The sequence below is a fragment of the Zhongshania aliphaticivorans genome (assembly GCF_902705875.1).
Taxonomy (GTDB): Bacteria; Pseudomonadota; Gammaproteobacteria; order Pseudomonadales; family Spongiibacteraceae; genus Spongiibacter; species Spongiibacter aliphaticivorans_A.
This window is the reverse complement of sequence record NZ_CACSIK010000001.1, coordinates 1,212,221-1,233,123: the sequence shown is the minus strand read 5'-3', so window position 1 is coordinate 1,233,123 and position 20,903 is coordinate 1,212,221. Positions and strand designations below refer to the sequence as shown.

At 46.6% G+C, this 20,903-nt stretch carries 16 protein-coding genes and 1 tRNA gene; 4 read left to right on the top strand and 13 right to left on the bottom strand.

Translation table 11 applies throughout. From position 1 onward, the window contains the following. Window positions 1-133: 133 nt before the first annotated feature. The gene (locus tag AELLOGFF_RS05600) at window positions 134-1,312 is read right to left on the bottom strand and encodes a pyridoxal-phosphate-dependent aminotransferase family protein (protein ID WP_159267757.1); all 1,179 of its coding nucleotides are present in this window, start codon (window positions 1,310-1,312) and stop codon (window positions 134-136) included. A gap of 118 nt (window positions 1,313-1,430) precedes the next feature. After that, window positions 1,431-2,897: an exonuclease domain-containing protein gene (locus AELLOGFF_RS05595; RefSeq protein ID WP_159267756.1), complete on the bottom strand. Its 1,467-nt coding sequence runs from the start codon at window positions 2,895-2,897 to the stop codon at window positions 1,431-1,433. Between the two features lie 199 nt (window positions 2,898-3,096). On the opposite strand from AELLOGFF_RS05595, the gene AELLOGFF_RS05590 reads away from it, so the two are divergent. Both AELLOGFF_RS05590 and AELLOGFF_RS05585 read left to right on the top strand, forming a co-directional pair. Continuing rightward, window positions 3,097-3,660, top strand: coding sequence for a glutathione peroxidase (locus tag AELLOGFF_RS05590; RefSeq protein ID WP_159267755.1), 564 nt, complete (start codon window positions 3,097-3,099; stop codon window positions 3,658-3,660). Next, window positions 3,660-4,730 carry a DUF3080 family protein gene (locus AELLOGFF_RS05585; protein ID WP_159267754.1) on the top strand — a complete coding sequence of 357 codons (1,071 nt, stop codon included), beginning with the start codon at window positions 3,660-3,662 and terminating at the stop codon, window positions 4,728-4,730. The genes AELLOGFF_RS05590 and AELLOGFF_RS05585 overlap by 1 nt, the downstream gene beginning before the upstream one ends. Before the next feature lie 12 nt (window positions 4,731-4,742). Here AELLOGFF_RS05585 and AELLOGFF_RS05580 read toward each other — a convergent pair whose 3' ends face one another. Beyond that, window positions 4,743-6,209, bottom strand: coding sequence for a RimK family protein (locus tag AELLOGFF_RS05580; RefSeq protein WP_159267753.1), 1,467 nt, complete (start codon window positions 6,207-6,209; stop codon window positions 4,743-4,745). Window positions 6,210-6,429: 220 nt separating this feature from the next. Between AELLOGFF_RS05580 and AELLOGFF_RS05575 the strand changes: the two genes are divergently transcribed. Then, entirely contained in the window at window positions 6,430-7,548 is a 1,119-nt protein-coding gene (locus tag AELLOGFF_RS05575) for a GNAT family N-acetyltransferase/peptidase C39 family protein (protein WP_159267752.1), read from the top strand. A 4-nt stretch (window positions 7,549-7,552) separates the two neighbouring features. Further along, window positions 7,553-8,869: a flavohemoglobin expression-modulating QEGLA motif protein gene (locus tag AELLOGFF_RS05570; RefSeq protein ID WP_235035475.1), complete on the top strand. Its 1,317-nt coding sequence runs from the start codon at window positions 7,553-7,555 to the stop codon at window positions 8,867-8,869. A gap of 130 nt (window positions 8,870-8,999) precedes the next feature. On the opposite strand, the gene AELLOGFF_RS05565 is transcribed toward AELLOGFF_RS05570, so the two are convergent. The 10 genes from AELLOGFF_RS05565 to AELLOGFF_RS05520 all read right to left on the bottom strand — a co-directional run bounded on the left by AELLOGFF_RS05565 (window position 9,000) and on the right by AELLOGFF_RS05520 (window position 20,847). Beyond that, a complete protein-coding gene (locus tag AELLOGFF_RS05565) occupies window positions 9,000-9,845 on the bottom strand; it encodes an OmpA family protein (protein WP_159267750.1) in 846 nt (281 codons plus the stop codon). A 267-nt stretch (window positions 9,846-10,112) separates the two neighbouring features. Then, complete coding sequence (locus tag AELLOGFF_RS05560) at window positions 10,113-10,394, bottom strand: pyrimidine/purine nucleoside phosphorylase (RefSeq protein ID WP_159267749.1); 282 nt, start codon at window positions 10,392-10,394, stop codon at window positions 10,113-10,115. A 67-nt stretch (window positions 10,395-10,461) separates the two neighbouring features. Then, window positions 10,462-13,572, bottom strand: a complete 3,111-nt coding sequence (locus tag AELLOGFF_RS05555; RefSeq protein WP_159267748.1) for an efflux RND transporter permease subunit — start codon at window positions 13,570-13,572, stop codon at window positions 10,462-10,464. A 72-nt stretch (window positions 13,573-13,644) separates the two neighbouring features. Then, a complete protein-coding gene (locus AELLOGFF_RS05550; protein WP_235035477.1) occupies window positions 13,645-14,805 on the bottom strand; it encodes an efflux RND transporter periplasmic adaptor subunit in 1,161 nt (386 codons plus the stop codon). Window positions 14,806-15,105: 300 nt separating this feature from the next. Then, a tRNA-Ser gene (locus AELLOGFF_RS05545) sits at window positions 15,106-15,197 on the bottom strand. Between the two features lie 146 nt (window positions 15,198-15,343). Continuing rightward, window positions 15,344-15,523, bottom strand: a complete 180-nt coding sequence (gene csrA / locus AELLOGFF_RS05540; protein WP_103685796.1) for a carbon storage regulator CsrA — start codon at window positions 15,521-15,523, stop codon at window positions 15,344-15,346. A 77-nt stretch (window positions 15,524-15,600) separates the two neighbouring features. Then, complete coding sequence (locus AELLOGFF_RS05535; RefSeq protein ID WP_159267747.1) at window positions 15,601-16,830, bottom strand: aspartate kinase; 1,230 nt, start codon at window positions 16,828-16,830, stop codon at window positions 15,601-15,603. Window positions 16,831-16,941: 111 nt separating this feature from the next. After that, window positions 16,942-19,563: an alanine--tRNA ligase gene (alaS, locus tag AELLOGFF_RS05530; protein WP_159267746.1), complete on the bottom strand. Its 2,622-nt coding sequence runs from the start codon at window positions 19,561-19,563 to the stop codon at window positions 16,942-16,944. A gap of 183 nt (window positions 19,564-19,746) precedes the next feature. Next, window positions 19,747-19,932, bottom strand: a complete 186-nt coding sequence (locus AELLOGFF_RS05525) for a Trm112 family protein (RefSeq protein ID WP_159269288.1) — start codon at window positions 19,930-19,932, stop codon at window positions 19,747-19,749. An 87-nt stretch (window positions 19,933-20,019) separates the two neighbouring features. Then, window positions 20,020-20,847 (bottom strand): M23 family metallopeptidase, encoded by an 828-nt coding sequence (locus AELLOGFF_RS05520; protein ID WP_200842608.1) that lies wholly within the window; start codon window positions 20,845-20,847, stop codon window positions 20,020-20,022. Window positions 20,848-20,903: the final 56 nt, after the last annotated feature.

Below are 20,903 nucleotides of genomic sequence, written 5' to 3'. Positions count from 1 at the left end.
GAACATTAACCAAGACTAGCAGAAGCCACTATCTGCGATTAGTGCTGAAACTACTTATGTCGCCAATGTAAAAATGCCGAGGTAGTAACACCTCGGCATTTTTACATGTGAGTCTTTTAAACTTTACACTCAGTTACTTCAATGCAGCCTCAGCTGCAGTCACCGCTTGCTCACCACTGCACTGATAACCTTGTTCAGTCATTGCCGCGGCAAGCGCCTTGAGCAACAAAGTAATATTTTCCATTCTGGCACTGTAACCCATCAAACCAATGCGCCACACTTTTCCGGCCAAATCACCTAGGCCAGCTCCAATTTCTAGGTCATATTTTGCTAATAAGAATTGACGAGTCGTTGCGTCATCCACGCCATCAGGAATATACACGCTATTCAGTTGCGGTAGGCGCTGCCCTTCCTCAACAACAAACTGGATACCCAGCACGTCTAGGCCTGCAGCTAAAGCATTATGCATTGACGCATGGCGTTGCCAGGCATTTTCTAAGCCCTCTTCTTGCAACATGACCAGTGACTCATGCAAACCATACAAGGCATTAACAGGGGCTGTATGGTGGTAAGCGCGCTTACCACCCTCCCCCCAATAGCCAAGAATAAGGTTCATATCCAAAAACCAGCTTTGAACCGGATGTTGCCGAGCTTTAATCGCTGCAACAGCAGCATCACTAAAGGTCACTGGTGACAAACCTGGCGTGCACGACAAACATTTTTGACTCCCTGAATACACGGCGTCAGCCTGCCACTCATCAACCAACAACGGCACCCCACCCATAGAGGTAACCGCGTCGACAATACTCAAAGCCTTATATTTTTTTGCTAAACCACAAAGGGCTTGGGCATCACTCAGCGCCCCAGTAGACGTCTCTGCATGCACAAAGGCCAGTACTTTAACATCCCCGTGCTCCTTCAGCGCCGCCTCAACCGCTGCTGGCTCAACAGCACTACCCCATGGAAAATCGACACGAACAGCCGTAGCTCCACAGCGTGTTACATTTTCAATCATACGATTTCCAAACACGCCATTAACACAAACTAAGACCTTGTCGCCCGGCTCTACAAGGTTAACAAAACAGGCTTCCATACCCGCTGAGCCCGGCGCAGAAATAGGTAGCGTCAATTCATTTCGAGTCTGAAAGGCATATTTAAGAAGTTCTTTAGTCTCATCCATCATCCCTACAAACAATGGATCTAAGTGCCCCAGAGTTGGCCGCCCAAGCGCACTTAAAATACGTGGATGCACATCGGAAGGACCTGGCCCCATCAGGGTACGAACAGGAGGATGAAATGAAGAAATTGCCATAATATATCTCTCGTTAATCTGCCGAAAAACCAATAAATCCAGCTTAAAGCTCGGCGCCATCAATAAAGTTGACGGCGATTATACCTGAATAATTACTGGGATTTGTAACCTATGCCAGCTATTTGATCGTCGTCATTTCCGAAAGGGGTATACACGTCAAACGGCTCATATTTCGATGAAACAAGCGGTAATGCTGATAGTCAAAGTCAATTCCCTGCTCACACTTTAGCCTTGCAGCTAAAACACCTATCCAGTCGCCGACGCCAGATTCAGCCTTATCAAGTTCACAAAACGCTTCTTGAACAGAGTCCCAATAATAGCTGCCGTAATAGCACCAGTGATTAACTAAATGCCATTCAACAAAGCCATTTCCATTGTCCTCGCGGATAACAATCGGCTCCTGAAATGGCCAAGGAATATACAGGTACTCTGTAAACGCGGCCAATAGCCGAGAGTTTAATTTAACGACGGCGTCTTCACTGTGCTCAGTACCCACATCGCCCGCTTCACAGGCGCTGCAGGTGCACTGATCTCGTTCTGACACTATATTCAATGCGTGCATACACAAGTCACACAGCCTCAGCTGTTCCTCAATGCATTTTTTAGCCTGCTGACGATCTCTGAATATTGCAAACGACTCACTCGCCAAATCAACTTTAGCGGGCAAGCCAGACCGCAACCGTAACCGTGTAACAGCGCCGGTTGTTGCCACAAAACGAACACTACACGGCTTGCCTAAAGTTTTCGCTCGCCGTTGCATTTGAGGCACGTGCTGACGAAGCAGAGGATTCAATCTAAGCCCCACTGATAACTCACCCGCAAGCAACTGCCACTCGACCCGCCCAACACGTCTCGCCAGCTTTGTCGCCTTGCTATCACCAGCACAGGATGAAAAATGAGCAAGCACCGCCTCCTGCAATGACGTAGCACCATCCATATAAAGCAACTCACCAATCTCACTCAGTAAGCGATAAATACCTGGCTGACAGGGAATAAGGTCTATATCACTCTGGGTCATTAGTGGCGGTAATACCGGGAATCCAAGCTGCAAACCCAGCTCAAAGTTAAAGACGGCCTCACCTTTATCTAAACGGGCGTAGTCAAAAAAAGCCTTCATGGCATCGACATCCGCCATAGCTCGGTGATGGACCTCGGAATGAAAGCCAATTTGCTCACAAATCGCCTCTAAACCATGTTTCGGCCATTCCGGATACAAGGTCCTGGCCAACTTTAAAGTGCACAATACTCGTGGCGAATATTGCCTCCCTTGGCGGGCGAAATTGGCACGTAAAAAGCCCGCATCAAATCGTGCGTTATGGGCGACCAATACCGCATCGTCTAACAACGCCCAAAGTGTATTCTGAACATCAGTAAAGGTAGGCTTCCCCTTTAGCATTGCCGGTGTAATACCGGTTAAACCCTGAATAAAGCGTGGTACACCACACATGGGGTCAAGCAAAGATTCCCAATGGTCGTTGACACCCTCGCCCACTAACCTCACTGCAATTTCCATTATCTGATCATGCGAAGCCTGACCACCGGTGGTTTCAAGATCAACCAGGGCAAAACAAACGTTATCTAACATGTAAAGTCCTAGAATTGGACAAACCAAACTCCCTTATTCAGAATTTCACAACCGCATTAAACATTGCCACACCCTACCATTGATCACTGCGTTGCTAACAACGTACAGTAAGGCAAGACAATCCCTCAATAACTTGGCCGTATCACGGCGGGGCCAGCATTTTTTTGCGAATGGGCCATGCAAGAAGGTAAGAGCTACCATGCTTAAAATGACAGCATTATTACTAACCTCCATTGCCACAATATCGACTGCAAATGCCGCTGGCAATGAATGGCAATGCCCTAGCAATTTAAAACAATCTCGCCCCACTTTAGAAGCAGGCAGACTGGATCTTTGTGACACGGTTAAACATACCAAAGCCCTGCTTGTCGTAAACACCGCAAGCATGTGTGGGTTTACGCCACAATTTTCGGGACTAGAAGCACTTTATCAGGAATTTAAAGATCGAGGTTTACTGATATTGGGTGTACCAACGGCAGATTTTGGCGGGCAGGAATATGATGACGCCAGCAAAACATCAAAAGTCTGCCATGCTAATTATGGCGTGAGTTTTCCTGTTTTTCACAAATCCTGTATCCATTGCGATAAACCAGACCCTCTCCTCACACTTGTCGCTACCGCTAGCGGTGTCACACCAGAATGGAATTTTTATAAATATATTTTCAATCCAAGTACAGGAGAATCAATAGGCTTTGATTCGGCAACCACACCAGATGCCAAACCACTGCGCGACGCAATTACCAAGTTCCTCGGTGAACACTAATGCTTACCGCCCCGTGGCGGCCCTTACTCGCCGCTGTCTTTGCCCTTGTAGTTATCGTTATTTGCTCTGGATGCTCCGACAAAAACCAATTAGAAAGTAACTGGCAAACCTACATCACGCGATTATCTCGTGTTCTCGACCGAAGCCCAGCAAGTAAAGCCTTAGATAGCCAAGCTTCCTTTCCTCGCCAACGTGGTTTGACGATGAGTTTTACTGCTATCAATATTAATCTTGTCGAGTTTTTGAGTATGCGACACTGCGCGTTGCGTGAAACCATTTCCCAACGCAATAGCATTTTAGGTAAACATGGAGATGCCAGCGCACGATTAATTTTCGATTTACGGTTTTTAAACCAAGCACAAGACTGCATTCACCAACTTACCGATGAAGGTAATCACAAGCTTGCCATAGAGTTACAACAAGCCGTAAAAATTAAAACCCGCGAATTACCTGCCCGCTTGTTTTCTGCAAGTATTGGCGGCCCCGAATTTCGCGAACTCTGGCAGCCGCCCCCAAGCTTAGACCACTATCCAACTAAGGGGGACGACCCTAGTATTATCGCCCTAGCTCGCTGGAGCCAATGGCAACACCAATGGCTCAATGGGAATTGGCAGCATGATAGCGACGCCATATTATCAACATTAGGCGAAATACGTTTAGGTGGTGGTGGTTCGTTACTAAAAGCACAGCGGCTGGCGGTCACCAAACTTCACGACGCAAGTAGTATTATTAACCAACGCATTTCAACACGCCCCTTGTGCCTAACAGGCTCACCAACGCCCGCAGCCAAACAATTCCAAAATGTTTTGTTGAGCCAATTTATTGCTAAGATTCAGCAACAAGCTAGTCTCATCAATCACCACCAGTACGCCTTAATGTCCCAAGTAGAATCCATTGAAGATGAGCTATTAAGTGCAATGCGAAAGCATGAACTGCATACGCCACCAAGTTATATTAGCTGGCAACACGAACGCAAAACCTTGCTAAAGGAGGCAATGCTTGCACATCGCCAACATGTCGAAATAGCAGGTGAATTACTTTCTCAATGCGGCCTATCGCCAGCTGACTAAAGTGAAAGCCGCTTAACGACGACGCTGCGCCATACGGCGTAAAAACACCTCCATGACAGAATCGTAAAGCCCGTCACCAAGAAAGAGGTCTTCAACCCCCGAATCTATACTCGGATTATCATTCACTTCAATGACCACCACGCGACCATCCGACTGCTTTACGTCCACCCCATAGAAACCGTCACCAATCAATTTACATGCTTTGATAGCAACATCTAATACTTTTTTGGGCACCTCATACGTTGGCATGGTATCAAACCCACCCGACTGACTTTTATTATTTCCGTGCTTATAAATCTGCCAGTGATTCCGCACCATATAATATCGACAGGCAAATAACGGCTTTCCGTCAAGGACACCAATTCGCCAATCGTAATCGGTGAACATAAATTCTTGGGCAAGCAATAAGGCAGATTTGTCTAGCAATCTTTGACTTTCAGAGCCTAAACTCTGCCAATCTTCCACCTTAACAACTCCCCGCGAAAAAGCCCCATCAGGTACCTTAAGGACAATGGGGTAGCCCAATGTAGTGGCAATACGTTCAAGCTCTTCAGGCTTGTCTCGACGCAAGAACTCCGTGCGTGGTGTAGGGACCTTGTGGCTAGCTAGCAAATCGGCCAAATAAATTTTATTAGTACAGCGTAAAATCGAACTTGGGTCGTCCATCACCACCAAGCCCTCAGCCGTCGCTTTTTTCGCAAAACGATAGGTGTGGTGATCCACAGCCGTGGTCTCTCTGATAAACAAGCCGTCGTATTCGGGTAAACGCAGATAATCCTTCTTGGTAATGAGCTCTGCCGATATCCCAACACTGCCAGCCGCTTTAATAAATTTTCGTAATGCAGCCTTATTACTGGGCGGTAATGCCTCTTCTGGATCAACCAAAATAGCTAAGTCGTAACGAAAAGATTTCCGCGCTTTAGGCTTGCGCCACATTTTGCTACTGAAACGTTCAAAGGTGGATGCAAACGCCTCTTGCTCAAGCCCAGGCTTTAGGGATTTAAGTGCAAGAATTTGCACCTTTTTAATTTGCCAACGCTGTTTATATTCTAGGCTAATCTCAAGCAAAGGCGCCGGAAAGCGCTCAAAGACCGCTTTTGCAATAGCGCTATATTTCGCGTCCAGGCACTCGCCAAACCAGCACCTCACAACGGTATTCAATTCGGTTGAAGCGGCCGCCAACTTAGCCAACTGAGGCTCTACACCTTCTAATAAAATATCAGATAGCGATTTACGAGCTAGCTCACTCAAGGTACTCACCGATGGTAAGACATTGTGGCTGCGCGCTTCTGCCAGCAATGAACAATAGTAACCCGTACCTAAATAACGGTAACTCCGACATAAATTGATAACCCGAACCCGCTCTCCACTTCCTTGGGAGATACGCTCAAGATAATCATCAAATGTAATAACATCCTGACTTGGGTAATACGGTGACCAGTCTTTAATATCATCAACCACAACAAAAAAACGCGACATCGGCCAGATCCTAGGGTGTAGATAATGAGCGGCATTCTGCGGCCAATTTATACCATTAACAATACGCTACTAATGATTGTATCTAGTAAATATTGCGCAGTATGATCCACACTTTAGCGGCGAGTATTACAGTCATGTCTTTTGTCATTTTTCTGGCTAGTTATCAGCATTTAGAACAATCGCCACACAACGTCGAAACCTTGTATGCGGCTGCCGCTGAATGACGCCAACGAGCACTATTCGCGCAGCTGTCCGCAGCGATCTTGACGCACTTGAAAACATAGAACAACGGTGTTTTAACAGCGATAAACTTTCACGCCGCAGTTTTACAAGCCTCATAAAACCGGGACCTCACTCAAGCTCAGTAATCGTTAACATGAACCGAGTTTGTGGTTACAGTATTGTGTTGTATCGGACGGGCACCAGTCTGGCAAGACTCTATTCTATTGCCTTAGAACCAAGCGTCCAAGGTCAAGGCCTTGCGCGGAAATTGCTTAACCATGCCGAATCCCAAGCTCGCAAGCAAGGCTGTCTATTTATGCGCTTGGAAGTTCGCGTTGACAACCCTAAAGCCATCGCCTTATATAAGAAACTTGCTTACTCCGTTCTAGATATCATCGACAACTATTACCAAGATGGCTGTGCTGCCCAACGTTTTGAAAAACGTCTACAGCTAGAACACGGCTCAGAGACCACCAAGCCACTCATATATTATCGACAAACTACCGATTTTAGCTGCGGCCCATCGGCTCTGATGATGGCATTGGCATCTATTGATAATCGCTACCAAACTAGTCGCCGAGAAGAGCTGCAAATCTGGCGCGAAGCCACTACCATATTTATGACCACGGGCCATGGCGGCTGCTCCCCGCATGGACTGGCACTGGCCGCCTTCAAACGTGGATTTTCTGCTCAGCTTTATATCAACCGTAGCGATCCGCCATTTATAGACAGCGTCCGCAGTGAAGAAAAGCGGCAAGTAATTCGTTTAGTGCATCAGGATTTTTGTGAGCAATTACAACAATACCCCAGTAGCTCTGAAATTAACCCCTTAGGTCCCACTCAATTTAAAGAGATTTTAGAGCGTCACGAGCATATCATCGCCTTGATTAGCACATGGGCCCTAAACCGTAATAGGGCACCCCACTGGGTTTATGTGAGCAAATCTGACCAGGACTTCGTCTATATCAGCGACCCAGACACCAATGATAGCCGCTGGCAAAGCGAAACAGACTTTACCCATGTTCCAATTACTATCGCTGCGTTCATTAATATGGCTTGTTTTGGACGAAATCGACTCCGATGCCTACTTGCCATTCACCCTAAAGACTTGGAGTAAAGCCGTGATAACGAGTATTAGTTCAGATCACCAATACCAAGCTTCGCTAAAAGCGCTTTCCGAATCATTAATTACCATACAACGGCCAATATTAATTCTTGATGCCATTAAATGGCCACAATCAGTAGAGAAACAATTCTTTTACGATAAAGCCAAAAAATTGCCCTCGGTTGACCGTGATTTCTACTTACAAAACCCCATAAGCTTCGACCCGAGCTCTAAACGAGCCGAGCTCAGCCACTTACATAAACAAGTTCATCAACGCCTTGGGACCAATGACCCATTGGGCAATATACTTGCCGAAACAATAGAGCAATACCTTACCGTCATTTCCTTGATTGAAAGCCGTGGCACACCAGGTTTTCTCACAGCTAGTCGTGAGCTATACGGTTCGGCTCGAGATCATTTACGAGGCGATAATCTTAGCCTCATCGAAATGGGGCAACGGCTTTGCCATATCTTTTCGCTTCCTGCTGCAAAACACTTAGCAGCCGCCTACCCCAAAAACATCAACGCCAAAACAGCCGTTGAACAGTTACAACATCGCCTAGACCCTTATTTCTCTGCCGATACTTTTACCGTAAAAGAAACCGACGGTATTGTTTCTGACGCCTCAGCTGGTGGTGACTGTATTAAGGTCAATACCCACTCCACTTTTTCAACGCTCGACTTACAGGTTCTTGAAGTTCATGAGGGCTGGGTACATGTTGGCACCACACTGAATGGCCGCAAGCAAACAAGTGCGACATGGCTAAGCGTGGGTTCCCCACGCATTACCGCGCTTCAGGAAGGGCTAGCAGTACTCGTTGAAACCTTAACGTTCAGCTCATTTCCCGACCGGGCGAGACGGATTAGTGATCGAGTTGTCGCAATAGACATGGCTGAGAACGGTGCCGACTTCTTAGAGGTATACCGGTATTTTAGCGAACAAGGTTTAAGCCAGCATGACAGCTACAAAGTCGCACAACGGGTATTTAGAGGTGGGATGGTCAATGGAGGTAGTTGCTTTACCAAAGACTTATCCTATGTAAAAGGCTTTGTCGAAACCGTCAATTTTATTAAAAGCGCCATCTTAGCTGACAAGCCTGAACTCTTACCCATGCTGTTTGTAGGTAAAGTCGCCTTAGATGACATCCCCATACTCCACCAATACCAGCAGATAGGGCTGATACAAGCGCCACACTACCTACCCCCCATGTTTAGAGACCTAAATGGTCTTTATGTCTGGTTTGGTTTCTCCAGTGGCATGTCGCTTTTGGATATAGAACGTGTGCAAGCACATTTCAAAAATTTATTTGATCAAGCAACTGTAAAAACTTAGTCCAATACAACAAAAGGCGGCCAAAGCCGCCTTTTGTTGCCACCATACTGGGGCATCTATCTACATTTTAGTGCAAACCAAAAATATAGCACTTTATCTTGATGCACCAATATGCCGCACTCAATATAACTTAACTTCCAACCCGAGTTATTGTTTGATCACCCTTATATGAGCTAGTCGTTTGTCCTGGGTATACAGGAGATTCAGTTACCACGTATTCGCTAACAGCAGGCTCGACAACGATAGTGCCGTTTGCATCTTTGTGTACGCTGCAACGGTAGGTATATGTACCAGGATTATCAAACTGAAGACTGTAGGTATTGGCCTTCCAGCCTTGAGTCCATATACGTGTACCATCAACGCCATCAAAACTAATATCGTGAGAAATCTCATCATAGTTAGTCCACGTAACTTGTGAACCCGCAGGGACAACCAGCTTGCTTGGAACCGCATGGAAAGTAGAGATATAAACATTGGTTGCTACTGGCTCAGAAAGCACTAACGTACCGACCATTTTCAACTCTACACGACGGTTAACTGCCCGCCCCTGTGACGTAGCGTTATCCGCTAGAGGCTCTGTTAAACCAAAGCCCTGCGCCATAAGCTGGTCAGGATTAACGCCAGCAGATACTAAATAATAGCGAACTGACTGAGCGCGATTTTGTGAAAGACTCATATTGTAATCAGCAGCACCAATTGAATCAGTATGCCCCTGTACAGCCACCTTAATGGTTGGATTTTGTTTTAGCTCACTGGCCACTTGGCTTAGGAAGTCAAAAGACGTTTCTTTAATGCGCGCAGAGTCCGTATCAAAATGCACTTCGCGTAAAATTAACGTATCTCCAGATTTACAACCATCAAGTTCCAAAGCAGCATTTGCCGTTGGCGCCTGGCAAACTCCATTTGCTGAAACACTGAAAGGCACTAAAGCCAGTATTCCCAACGCTATCATAAAACCATACTTTGTTTTCTTCATATGACCCCCGTCATGAGGCGCCGCCACAGATCATCATTAAAAATGCTAACCTGAAAAGCTGAACGCACTAAAAAGCTTCAATTAAATTGATGTTGAATGTGCGATCCAAAATAGATCACACAAGGGAATAGCAAAATACGAGCCGATTTCACAAATATATACGTATATGCCGTAATCATTTATAAAATCGGTTAAAACATGGTGGGATATAAACTGAGAAAAACAATAAGGTCAGGCCGCTGAGCGGCCTAGGGAGCAGAGCCTGCTTTACCCATACGTGCAAAGGTAGGCAGTATTTGTTGTGACTTTTAAATCAAAGTGGCTATTTTCAGGAACATCAAAACCCTGGCCTGCTGAAAATGTTTCCCAATTTGATTGACCGGGTAACAATACCGTCAAGGCACCCGTGATCACTTCCATTCTCTCAGCAGCCTCAGTACCAAAACGATACTCGCCAGCCGCCATTACACCCACTGATGCCGGTTTTGTATCTGTAGCAAAACCTAGAGACTGAACTTTATCATCAAAATAACTAGTGTGCTTAATCATTAACTTACCCTCACGGCGCCAAAAAACGCGCCATCATACGCGGCCGATGCTCACCACACCAGCGATTCTAATTACTGGCGAGAGCTTTCGCTGATTGATGCTGATGATCTCTTCCCAAATAGATATACATGGCGGGCACCACAAACAAGGTAAACAATGTACCGATGCTCATGCCTGACGCAATAACCATTCCCAATGAAAACCGCGAGGCAGCCCCTGGTCCTGTAGCAAGTAATAGCGGAACCATTGCCACGACCAAAGCCGCGGTGGTCATCAGGATAGGTCGCAAACGAATAGATGTAGCTTCTTCTATTGCATCACGCTTAGATAAACCCTGCTCTTGCAGGTTATTAGCAAAATCGACAATGAGAATGCCATGCTTAGAAATGACGCCAATTAACGTTACCAGACCGACCTGGGTATAAATATTTAAGGTCATACCTGAAAAGCTGGTCAGCTGCATACCGTTGGTCATGGAAAATATATTCAATGTCAGTAAAGCACCACAAATCGACATCGGCACGGTCACCAAAATAATCAGGGGGTCACGATAAGATTCAAACTGTGCCGCTAGTACCAGATAAATAATAATGATCGCAAAGCCAAATGTAGCCAACAACGCCGAGCCTTCCTGCATAAATTGACGAGAACTTCCTGCGTAATCAATTTTAAACCCTGCTGGCATTTCCTCGCGGGCGATTTCTTCCAACAAGGCAAGCGCTTCGCCTTGTGACACATCCGGTCTAGGTACAGCGACAATGGTGTTTGAACGCAATTGCTGGGCATGAGACAAAGAACGAGGTTTTACTTTTTCCGAGAAAGTCGCAATGGTAGATAGCGGCACCAGCTCGCCTGTGCCTGTGCGAACATAAAAATCTTCTAATTGATTGGGGTTTAACCGCGCCCCCCTCACTACTTGGGTAATAACTTTATAGGATCGACCTTGCAGTGCAAAACGATTTGCCTCTGCACCCGCCATCATTGCGGCTAAGTCTGAGCTCAGAGAGCTCATATCAATCCCTAAAAGGGCGGCCTTATCACGGTTAAGCTCAATCGCTGTCTCAGGTCTATCTATATTTAAGCCTGGCGCTGCAAAAAAGAAACGATTACTTGCCATTGCACGCGCAACAACTCTATCCCCAACATCAGCAATGGTTTGAGGATCAGCGGTAGATTTCAACACAAACTCTACGGGGTAACCCTGTCCCGGTGTAGGCAGTGGTGGCGGCTGGAATACTGCTGCACGTATACCAGGATTGCTTTGAAATTTTGCATTTACCTCATCAGTAATCTGCCCCATGGTTTTATCACGGCCACCCCACTCTTTCGCAATCATACCGATGAATGCCGAATTCGTGCCGCCGGTCATATCGGCGGTAAAGGCGAAGGTATGATCAATATCTTCATGCCCCAAAGCGGCATCTTGGTTTTGCTTCAAATACTGCTCTAAATAGTTTAGCGATGAATAGCCATCGGTCTCGTGTAAAGACCCTGCAAATCCAAAATCCTCTGCAGGAGCCAATTCTGATTGAGTGGACGCAAATAAAAAATAACAAGAAATTAAAACAATAAGCCCAAAGACACCGATCACATGATGCTGATCCAAGGCGCCATGTAATCTTTTACGAAATCCTTGCCGCCAGTGGTCAAATTTCTCATCAAGAAAACGAACCAAGCGACTTCCGGGTTCACCATCGCCTCGCCCTGGCTTTAATATTTTCGCGCACATCATCGGCGTTAGCGTCAATGCAATAACACCGGATATCAGCACAGCACCCGCCAGGGTAAATGCAAATTCAGTGAACAAGGTGCCCGTTATTCCCGTTAAGAAACCTATCGGCGCATACACCGCTACCAGCGTAATCGTCATTGAAATAACGGGGCCGACTAACTCACGCGCCCCTATCACGGCCGCCTTCGTAGGTTCTAAACCCTCTTCAATATGCCGATGAATATTTTCTAGAACAATAATCGCATCATCGACCACCATCCCTATCGCCAACACCATAGCAAGTAGTGTTAATAGGTTGATGGAGAAGCCTAAGCTAAACATGAGAAATAAAGCACCAACCAGTGACAATGGCACCGTCACTGCCGGTATGAAAGAACTCCTAAGCGAACCCAAGAAAAGGAAAATAACAACAACCACGATAACAACGGCTTCAATCAAGGTTGCTTGTACATCACTTATTGCATTGCGCACATAGACAGTACTGTCAAAGCCAATTTCACCCTCCAGCCCCTCTGGCAAAGCATTAAAAATGCCGGGTAAAACATCACGCACTTCTTCTATAACATCGAGTAAGTTAGCGGTGGGGCGCACGGTAATGGCCGCAAATAAGCTCGGGCGAGCATCCCATTTTGCACTACTATCATAGCTTTCCGAACCCAGAACAACATCGGCAACATCTTGTAAACGCACCAGCGTGCTACTGCTTGAACTTACCACCATGTCACGAAATTCATCAACGCTACGTAAATCGGTCGCCGCTGACAAACTAACTTTCACATAGTTGCCATTCGTGGTGCCCACTGCCGACAACACATTTTGTTTACGAATTTCAGCAAACACTTCGCTAGCGGTAAGGTTATAGGCAACTAGTTTTTCTGGTTTAAGCCATACCCGCATCGCATAATTTTGGGCCCCTAAAATTTGTATTTGCTCAATACCGGCTATCGCCGCTAGCTCAGGCTCAACCACACGAACTAGATAATCAGTGATTTGGCTTTCATTTAATGTCTCAGAGAAAAACGAAACATACATGGCAGCAGTACCACTGCTGTCCGCCAATTTTACAACCGGATCCTCAGAGCCTTCTGGCAATTGAGTTCGTAGCTTTCCAACTTTCGCAGATATCTCGGTTAAGGCTTCATTGGCATCTTTATCAAGGCGCAAATTCGCGGTAATTGTCGATGCGCTCTGTACTGACTGCGAGGTTAAAAAGTCGATACCGTCACTGGAGGCAATCTCACGCTCTAGGGGCGTAGTGATAAACCCCTCTATCAATTCCGGATCAGCACCGGGATAGGCAACAGAAACCGTAATCTGAGCATTTTGTAATTCTGGGTATTCTCGCACGGTCAATTCCATGCCGGCACGAAGACCCAGAAACAAAATAACCAAACTGACCACGACAGCCAATACTGGCCGTTTTACAAATATATCAGTGAAATTCATTGCATCTCTCAGCTGCTGCTTTTACGACCATGCTTGGATATTCTCTACTAACGATTAATCGCACGCTGTAGATCACCCCTGCGGTGGATTGGGGGCCACCTCGGGCAAGGGTGCATTGCTATTATCCACAATGACTGGTTGTTTATTTCTCAGCTTAAGTAAACCAGTACTCGCCACCTCATCACCCGCGCTAAGTCCCCTGCTAACAACAATAAAGTCGCCGCGCGCGTCACCTAAGGTCACGAAGCGCTGTATCACCTCTTGATCCGTATAAGGGCCAAACATGGGATTTGGTTCCTCAGGTGGCGGTGGCGCATCTGGGTTTTGCTGCACAACAAACACGGAGTCACCATACGACGTGTAATTGACAGCTGAGCGCGGAATAACCACTACTTCGTCATTGCTCGGCAAGCTAATTTCAACCGTCGCGAATAAACCTGGTTTTAAATGGCCATCCGCATTAGCTAAACGCGCCCGAACATCAACATTGCGTGTTTGCGAATTCACTTTTGGCTCTATGGCAAGAACCTCGCCTTCGTAAGTTTCATTATTGTAGGCGTCAACAGTGACCAAAACTTTAAGACCCGGCTCTAAAATAGACAGGTAACGCTCAGGAATCGAAAAATCCACATCAATGGGGTCTAACTTCTGGAGAGTTGCTATCGCAACACCCACGCCAAGATATTGCCCGATATTTACCCGACGAATACCAAGCTGGCCGTCAAAGGGGGCTTTAATCGATTTTTGTTCTAAACGCCCCTTCTGGGCCTGTACTGCAGCCACAGCCACATGCGTCTCGGCAATGGCAGTATCGTACTCTGCTTTAGAAATTGTTTTCCGCTGATACAAGGTCTCACTGCGGTTACTATTAAGCTCAGCAAGCTCAGCCTGGGCCTGCAAGCGCGCTAGCTCCCCCTGCTCACTTGCCGATGCCAGACTAAGTAAAAGGTCCCCACGCTTAACAATATCACCGGAATCAAAATAGATATTGGTTACAACACCATCCACCTCAGCGGTGAGATCGGCACCGTTAACGGCGACCAAGCTACCCACAGATTTTAATCGATTCTCCCAGGCAACATCCTTAGCCTCACTAGTGCTTATCGTTACCGCGGGAGTCGGCATAGCATTCAGAAACTCATTCATTTTCTGATTGCCAAACCACTTCATGCCAAATACACCGCCAAACAGTACCGTGCTCAGCAACAGCATAATTAACATCCGCTTACTCATAATATTTCCCTATGTAAATCTAGGATTGGGGCGTACGCACATGCAGTGCAATCCACCACAGACATAATCTGACAAACATGCACAAATCAGTAACTTAGCTGGGCGGAAAAAGTAGCATTGTCCCTGACAAAGGTCGAGTATTAACATTGAATATTACGGTAGCGTAATTGTTAATACCGTGTAACTAGCTTTATTGGAAAGAGAGCCGACTGCGGGTATTTGTCCACTGCGGCCAGCTGGAACAAAACCATTACAAATAAAAAAGCCCCAGTCTCTCAACTGGGGCTTTTTTATTTGTAATGGCGGAGAAGGAGGGATTCGAACCCTCGATGCAGGATTAACCGCATACTCCCTTAGCAGGGGAGCGCCTTCAGCCACTCGGCCACCTCTCCAAAATCTATCACTTTCTGATCTTACTTGAACAAGAAATGATCAAAAAGTGTAACGTTAATCAGAACATAGCTCTGTTCAACGAATCGGGCGGCATGATACCACACTGACAAAATAAGCAAAGACCTAGAGCATCTTTTTCGCTGTATTACTTATTTCCATCCTTTTCGGTCTGGATACGATCGTAAATTTCTTCACGATGAACAGCAATATCTTTAGGTGCATTAACACCCAATCGAACTTGATTGCCTTTTACCCCAAGTACAGTGACAGTTACTTCATCACCAACCATCAAAGTCTCACCAATACGACGAGTTAAAATTAACATTATGGCTTCTCCCTTTAAGAGCCCATCGCCTTACCCTGATACCAATCCCTGTAGTACAGTGTAGATAGCGCTTTAAATTAAATACTGGGCTCCGAATCCAAATCAAACGCTGTATGCAGCGAACGAACGGCCAGCTCCAAATACTTCTCATCGACCACCACCGAGATTTTTATTTCGGATGTTGTGATCAACTGTATATTGATTGACTCCTCTGCCAAGGTTTTAAACATTTTGCTGGCAATACCAGCGTGGGAGCGCATTCCTACGCCAACCAAAGAAACCTTAGCAATCTTGTCATCCGTTTTGACTTCTCGCGCACCGGTTTGTTTCACCAAATTACGCACAATGGCTTCAGTCTTTGCCATATCTCCTCGACTTACCGTAAAAGTAAGGTCGGTCGTATTATCTTCTGCCACATTTTGGACAATGACATCGACCTCGATATTAGCATCGCTAACTGGGCCGAGTATTTGATAGGCCAACCCCGGGGTATCCGGTACGCCTAACACAGTAATTTTTGCTTCATCACGAGTAAACGCAATACCCGAAATTGCCGGGTTTTCCATATCCGAGTCTTCCTCTAAGCTAATCAATGTCCCTGGGCCGTCTTGGAAAGCATGCAACACCCGCAAAGGGACATTGTACTTGCCTGCAAACTCCACTGAGCGAATTTGTAATACCTTTGATCCCAAGCTGGCCATCTCCAGCATTTCTTCAAAAGTAACACGGCTCAATCGGCGCGCTTTACTCACTACTCTTGGATCTGTGGTGTACACACCGTCAACATCCGTATAAATCTGACATTCATCTGCTTTTAAGGCCGCAGCCAACGCAACGCCGGTAGTGTCTGAGCCACCGCGGCCCAATGTCGTGATATTTCCGTTTTCATCGACACCTTGAAAACCGGCTACAACGACGACATTACCCGCTGCTAAATCTTTGCGAATTTTATCGTCATCAATATCCTGAATCCGCGCCTTGGTGTGCGCCTCATCCGTTAATATCCGGACCTGTGTGCCGGTGTAAGATTTGGCACCCTGCCCTAAATCATGTAAAGCCATACATAGCAATGAAATAGTGACTTGCTCGCCCGTCGAGACCAGCACATCCATTTCACGCGGCGTTGGCTGTTCTTGCATTGCCTTCGCCAATTCAATCAGACGATTAGTCTCACCACTCATTGCCGAAACAACAACAACGATATCGTGTCCCTGTTCGCGAAAGCCAGCAACTTTCTTTGCCACCGCCTTAATTTTGTCAACAGTACCTACTGAGGTACCGCCAAATTTCTGTACTATCAAACTCATGATTCAATTCTACTTAATAAACACCCAGTGCAGAGGGCGCTCATTAAACACCAGATCAAATTTAAAGGAAATGACTCAATGAAGGCTATACGTGATTTACGTAGTACCAGACTACTTTGCAAGGCAATAATCCCGAACTGATTGCAGTGCCGCCGGAATTGCGTCGACATCACTACCGCCACCTTGAGCCATATCCGGCCGCCCACCACCCTTACCACCAACAGCTTCCGCGGCTAATTTCATCATTTCACCAGCCTTAAAGCGAGTAGTAAGATCCTTGGTCACACCGGCAACTAAGGCTACCTTTCCACCCTCATCTGTAGCTAGCAATACAACGCCTGAACCCAGCTTATTTTTTAACTGGTCCGCCGCATCACGCAACGATTTAGCATCCGCGCCATCCAGCTTGGTAACTAACACTTTAATGCCGTTAATTTCTTCCAGCTTGCTCATCAAATCATTTCCCGCTGAGCTCGCTAACTTTCCCTTTAAGGCACTAACTTCTTTTTCCAATTGTTTTTGCTGCGCAAGAAGCTGCTGGACTTTAAGCCCAACCTTATCTCGACCAGTTTTTAATAACCCCGCCAGCTGAGCCATCTCATTTTCGGCTTGATCAAATGCCGCTAATGCCGCCGCGCCGGTTACCGCCTCAATACGGCGAACCCCTGCTGCAATCCCCGACTCGGCAGTAATACGCATCAATCCAATATCACCGGTTCGCTGAACATGAGTGCCACCACAAAGCTCTATTGAAAAATCGCCGCCCATGCTTAAAACACGCACACTCTCTCCGTATTTTTCACCAAACAACATCATGGCGCCGCGTTTGCCGGCACTTTCCATATCCATGATCTCGGTTTGAACGGCAGTATTAAGACGAATCTGTTGGTTTACCAAGGCCTCGATATCTGCAAGCTCTTGCTTGCTTACCGCTTCAAAGTGAGAAAAATCAAAACGCAGACGCTGAGAGTCAACCAATGACCCCTTCTGGCTTACATGCTCTCCCAGTATTTCACGTAAAGCTGCATGTAATAAATGTGTCGCCGAATGATTTAATGCCGTCGCCTGCCGAACATTGTTGTCGACCTCTGCGAACAAGGTTTCACCTTCAGCAATAACCCCTTCCAAGACAACACCGTGATGTAGGTGGTGGCCACCTGATTTGTGGGTGTCTCGCACCTCAAAGCGCACGCCTTCTGCGCTCAAATAACCGCTATCGCCAGCCTGGCCGCCAGACTCACCATAAAATGGCGTGCTAGCTAAAATAATGACGCCAACATCACCTTCTTTTAAAGATTGCACTCGCTCGCCATCACGCAGTATCGCGGTCACGGTCACGTCTTCAGCAAGCTCGGTATAACCATTAAAAACCGTTTCACCCTCTAACGCTAACTCATCACTCAATTCAACTTTAAAATTAGACGCTGAACGTGCACGCGTGCGCTGTGCTTCCATAGCGGTTTCAAAACCATCGAGGTCTAAGCTCAAGTCTTTTTCACGGGCAATATCAGCTGTGAGGTCAACAGGGAAACCGTAGGTATCATAGAGACGAAACACGATCTCACCGGGGATTTGCTGTGTATTCAAACCCTCTAGAGATTGCTCTAGTATTTTCATTCCCTGCTCAAGCGTCTTAGCAAATTGCTCTTCTTCTTGAAGCAATACCTTCTCAATTTGCGCCTGCCGCGTAACTAACTCTGGATAGGTCTCCCCCATTTCCAAGGCAAGCGGAGCTACCAATTTGTGGAAAAATGCGACATCGGCACCAAGCTTATTACCATGTCGCGCTGCGCGGCGAATAATTCGGCGCAACACATAACCGCGCCCCTCATTAGACGGCATCACACCATCTGACACCAAAAACGCGCAGGAGCGAATATGGTCAGCGATGACTCTCAGCGAGGTATGCTCTAAATCGCTGACATTCAATATTTTTGCTGTCGCAGTAATTAAATTCTGAAATAAATCAATCTCATAATTACTGTGCACATGCTGCATAACGGCTGAAATACGCTCCAAGCCCATACCCGTGTCGACAGAGGGTGCAGGAAGTGCTGTCATCGTGCCGTCAGCATCACGATTAAACTGCATGAAAACATTATTCCAAATTTCGATATAGCGATCGCCATCTTCATCGGGGCTTCCTGGGGGGCCACCAAAAACGTCTTCACCATGATCATAAAAAATTTCTGTACACGGACCGCAAGGCCCGGTATCACCCATCGACCAAAAATTATCCGAGGCGTATTTCTCACCCTTGTTATCACCAATCCGAACCATCCGTTCAGCGGGAACACCCACTTCCTGATGCCATATTTGGTAGGCCTCATCGTCATCGGCATAAACCGTAACCCACAATTTCTCGGCCGGAATTGCCATCCACTCTGGTGATGTTAAAAACTCCCAAGCAAACGTAATGGCATCTCGCTTGAAATAGTCTCCAAAACTAAAATTACCAAGCATTTCAAAGAAGGTATGGTGACGAGCGGTATACCCTACATTTTCTAAATCATTATGCTTACCACCGGCTCGCACACACCGCTGCGAGCTAACGGCACGAACATAATTACGTTTTTCACGTCCCAGAAATGCATCTTTAAATTGCACCATCCCCGCATTGGTAAATAACAAAGTAGGATCGTTACCCGGCACCAGTGAACTACTGGCAACATGGGTGTGTCCTTTGCCTTCAAAATAGCGGATAAAGGCTTCGCGAATGGCGGCGCTTTTCATTGAAACGATCTCACTCCGTGGGTACATTAAGTTTGTTAGTAATCATCACATGCCAAACATTTGCCACAGACTGATCTGCAGCGAAAAAACGTTAAGTATATCGAAACTACAAGTATTTGTATCTGATTTGAACGGATAGCGCAGCTATTAAACCGGCATAAAACTACGTAGGCAAAGACCAGATCAACCGAGTTTTTCATCGGTCGTCAGCACTCGCGCCTCTGACTCCAACATCACAGGAATGCCATCCCGAATCGGGTAGGCCAAGCCACTAGCACGACACAGTAATTCATTGCGCTGCTCATCGTAGTCTAATGGCGCCTTACTGACAGGGCACACTAAAATTTCTAATAATTTTTTATCGATCATCGCTATTTTTACACTCAATATACACAAATTTTCGGCATCAACGTGACGCCCACTAACAGCAAAGGGGGCCACCGTAGCTCACCGAGACTACAAGCCATCAAGCTCTGGCATAGACCCTATAATCAAAGCTGGGTCAAGGCGTTGCTCCAGCCAATTTATTCGCCAGTCCAAATGTGGCCCGGTTGCCCGTCCGCTTGCTCCAACCTTCGCAATGGCATCCCCTTGTTTCACCAACTGCCCTTCTTCAACCAGTATTTGGCTTAGGTGGATAAAAGTTGAGGACACACCAAGCCCGTGGTCAATAATTAACGTCCCACCGGAATAGAACATGTCAGAATGGGCTAATGTAACCACTCCATCTATAGGCGCAGACACTGTCGTTCCAGTTGGGCGAGCAATATCTAAACCATAGTGTGGGCGACCTGGGCTGCCATTATAGACACGCTGACTACCGAATACACCCGTGATCGGTCCAAGCAGTGGCCACGAAAACGTTTTAACAAAATCCTGTCTAGTAGAGACCAAGCTGCGAGCCTTGCTCACCATCGCCCCTTCACGTCGAATTCGATCTAAAACGCTAGCAGGAGGCGTCACTGTTTTTTGCGGCACACCATTAACTCGCTGAACATTGTACTGCCGCTGAGCGATCGCCAAAAGTTGATCTTCACAACCCCCATCAGGCTTACACACAGTGAGCGTGACCGAAGGCTTGGCATCTCGGCCAAAACCCGCCACAAACAAACCATTTTCGGCTACGACTAAGTCCCTATCGCCCAAGCTAACACGACTGCCCGGCTCTACCATCGCCCAAATCAGTCCACCTTGGGTTAAACTGCCATTCAAATCGAGAGCGCTGTAGCAAACCGAAGGTAATGCAAGCAAACCAAGAACGGCAAAACACCACTTATTCAACATCCCACTATCCTTTATTAGTAACAGCTGCGCTAATATAAGGCGCTATGATTCCTTAA

Bases quoted from the DNA above. Each gene is read 5' to 3' on its own strand.
- AELLOGFF_RS05600 (WP_159267757.1), bottom strand. From the start codon at position 1,312: ATGGCAATTTCTTCATTTCATCCTCCTGTTCGTACCCTGATGGGGCCA.
- AELLOGFF_RS05595 (WP_159267756.1), bottom strand. From the start codon at position 2,897: ATGTTAGATAACGTTTGTTTTGCCCTGGTTGATCTTGAAACCACCGGT.
- AELLOGFF_RS05590 (WP_159267755.1), top strand. From the start codon at position 3,097: ATGCTTAAAATGACAGCATTATTACTAACCTCCATTGCCACAATATCG.
- AELLOGFF_RS05585 (WP_159267754.1), top strand. From the start codon at position 3,660: ATGCTTACCGCCCCGTGGCGGCCCTTACTCGCCGCTGTCTTTGCCCTT.
- AELLOGFF_RS05580 (WP_159267753.1), bottom strand. From the start codon at position 6,209: ATGTCGCGTTTTTTTGTTGTGGTTGATGATATTAAAGACTGGTCACCG.
- AELLOGFF_RS05575 (WP_159267752.1), top strand. From the start codon at position 6,430: ATGACGCCAACGAGCACTATTCGCGCAGCTGTCCGCAGCGATCTTGAC.
- AELLOGFF_RS05565 (WP_159267750.1), bottom strand. From the start codon at position 9,845: ATGAAGAAAACAAAGTATGGTTTTATGATAGCGTTGGGAATACTGGCT.
- AELLOGFF_RS05560 (WP_159267749.1), bottom strand. From the start codon at position 10,394: ATGATTAAGCACACTAGTTATTTTGATGATAAAGTTCAGTCTCTAGGT.
- AELLOGFF_RS05555 (WP_159267748.1), bottom strand. From the start codon at position 13,572: ATGAATTTCACTGATATATTTGTAAAACGGCCAGTATTGGCTGTCGTG.
- AELLOGFF_RS05550 (WP_235035477.1), bottom strand. From the start codon at position 14,805: ATGAGTAAGCGGATGTTAATTATGCTGTTGCTGAGCACGGTACTGTTT.
- csrA (WP_103685796.1), bottom strand. From the start codon at position 15,523: ATGTTAATTTTAACTCGTCGTATTGGTGAGACTTTGATGGTTGGTGAT.
- AELLOGFF_RS05535 (WP_159267747.1), bottom strand. From the start codon at position 16,830: ATGAGTTTGATAGTACAGAAATTTGGCGGTACCTCAGTAGGTACTGTT.
- alaS (WP_159267746.1), bottom strand. From the start codon at position 19,563: ATGAAAAGCGCCGCCATTCGCGAAGCCTTTATCCGCTATTTTGAAGGC.
- AELLOGFF_RS05525 (WP_159269288.1), bottom strand. From the start codon at position 19,932: ATGATCGATAAAAAATTATTAGAAATTTTAGTGTGCCCTGTCAGTAAG.
- AELLOGFF_RS05520 (WP_200842608.1), bottom strand. From the start codon at position 20,847: ATGTTGAATAAGTGGTGTTTTGCCGTTCTTGGTTTGCTTGCATTACCT.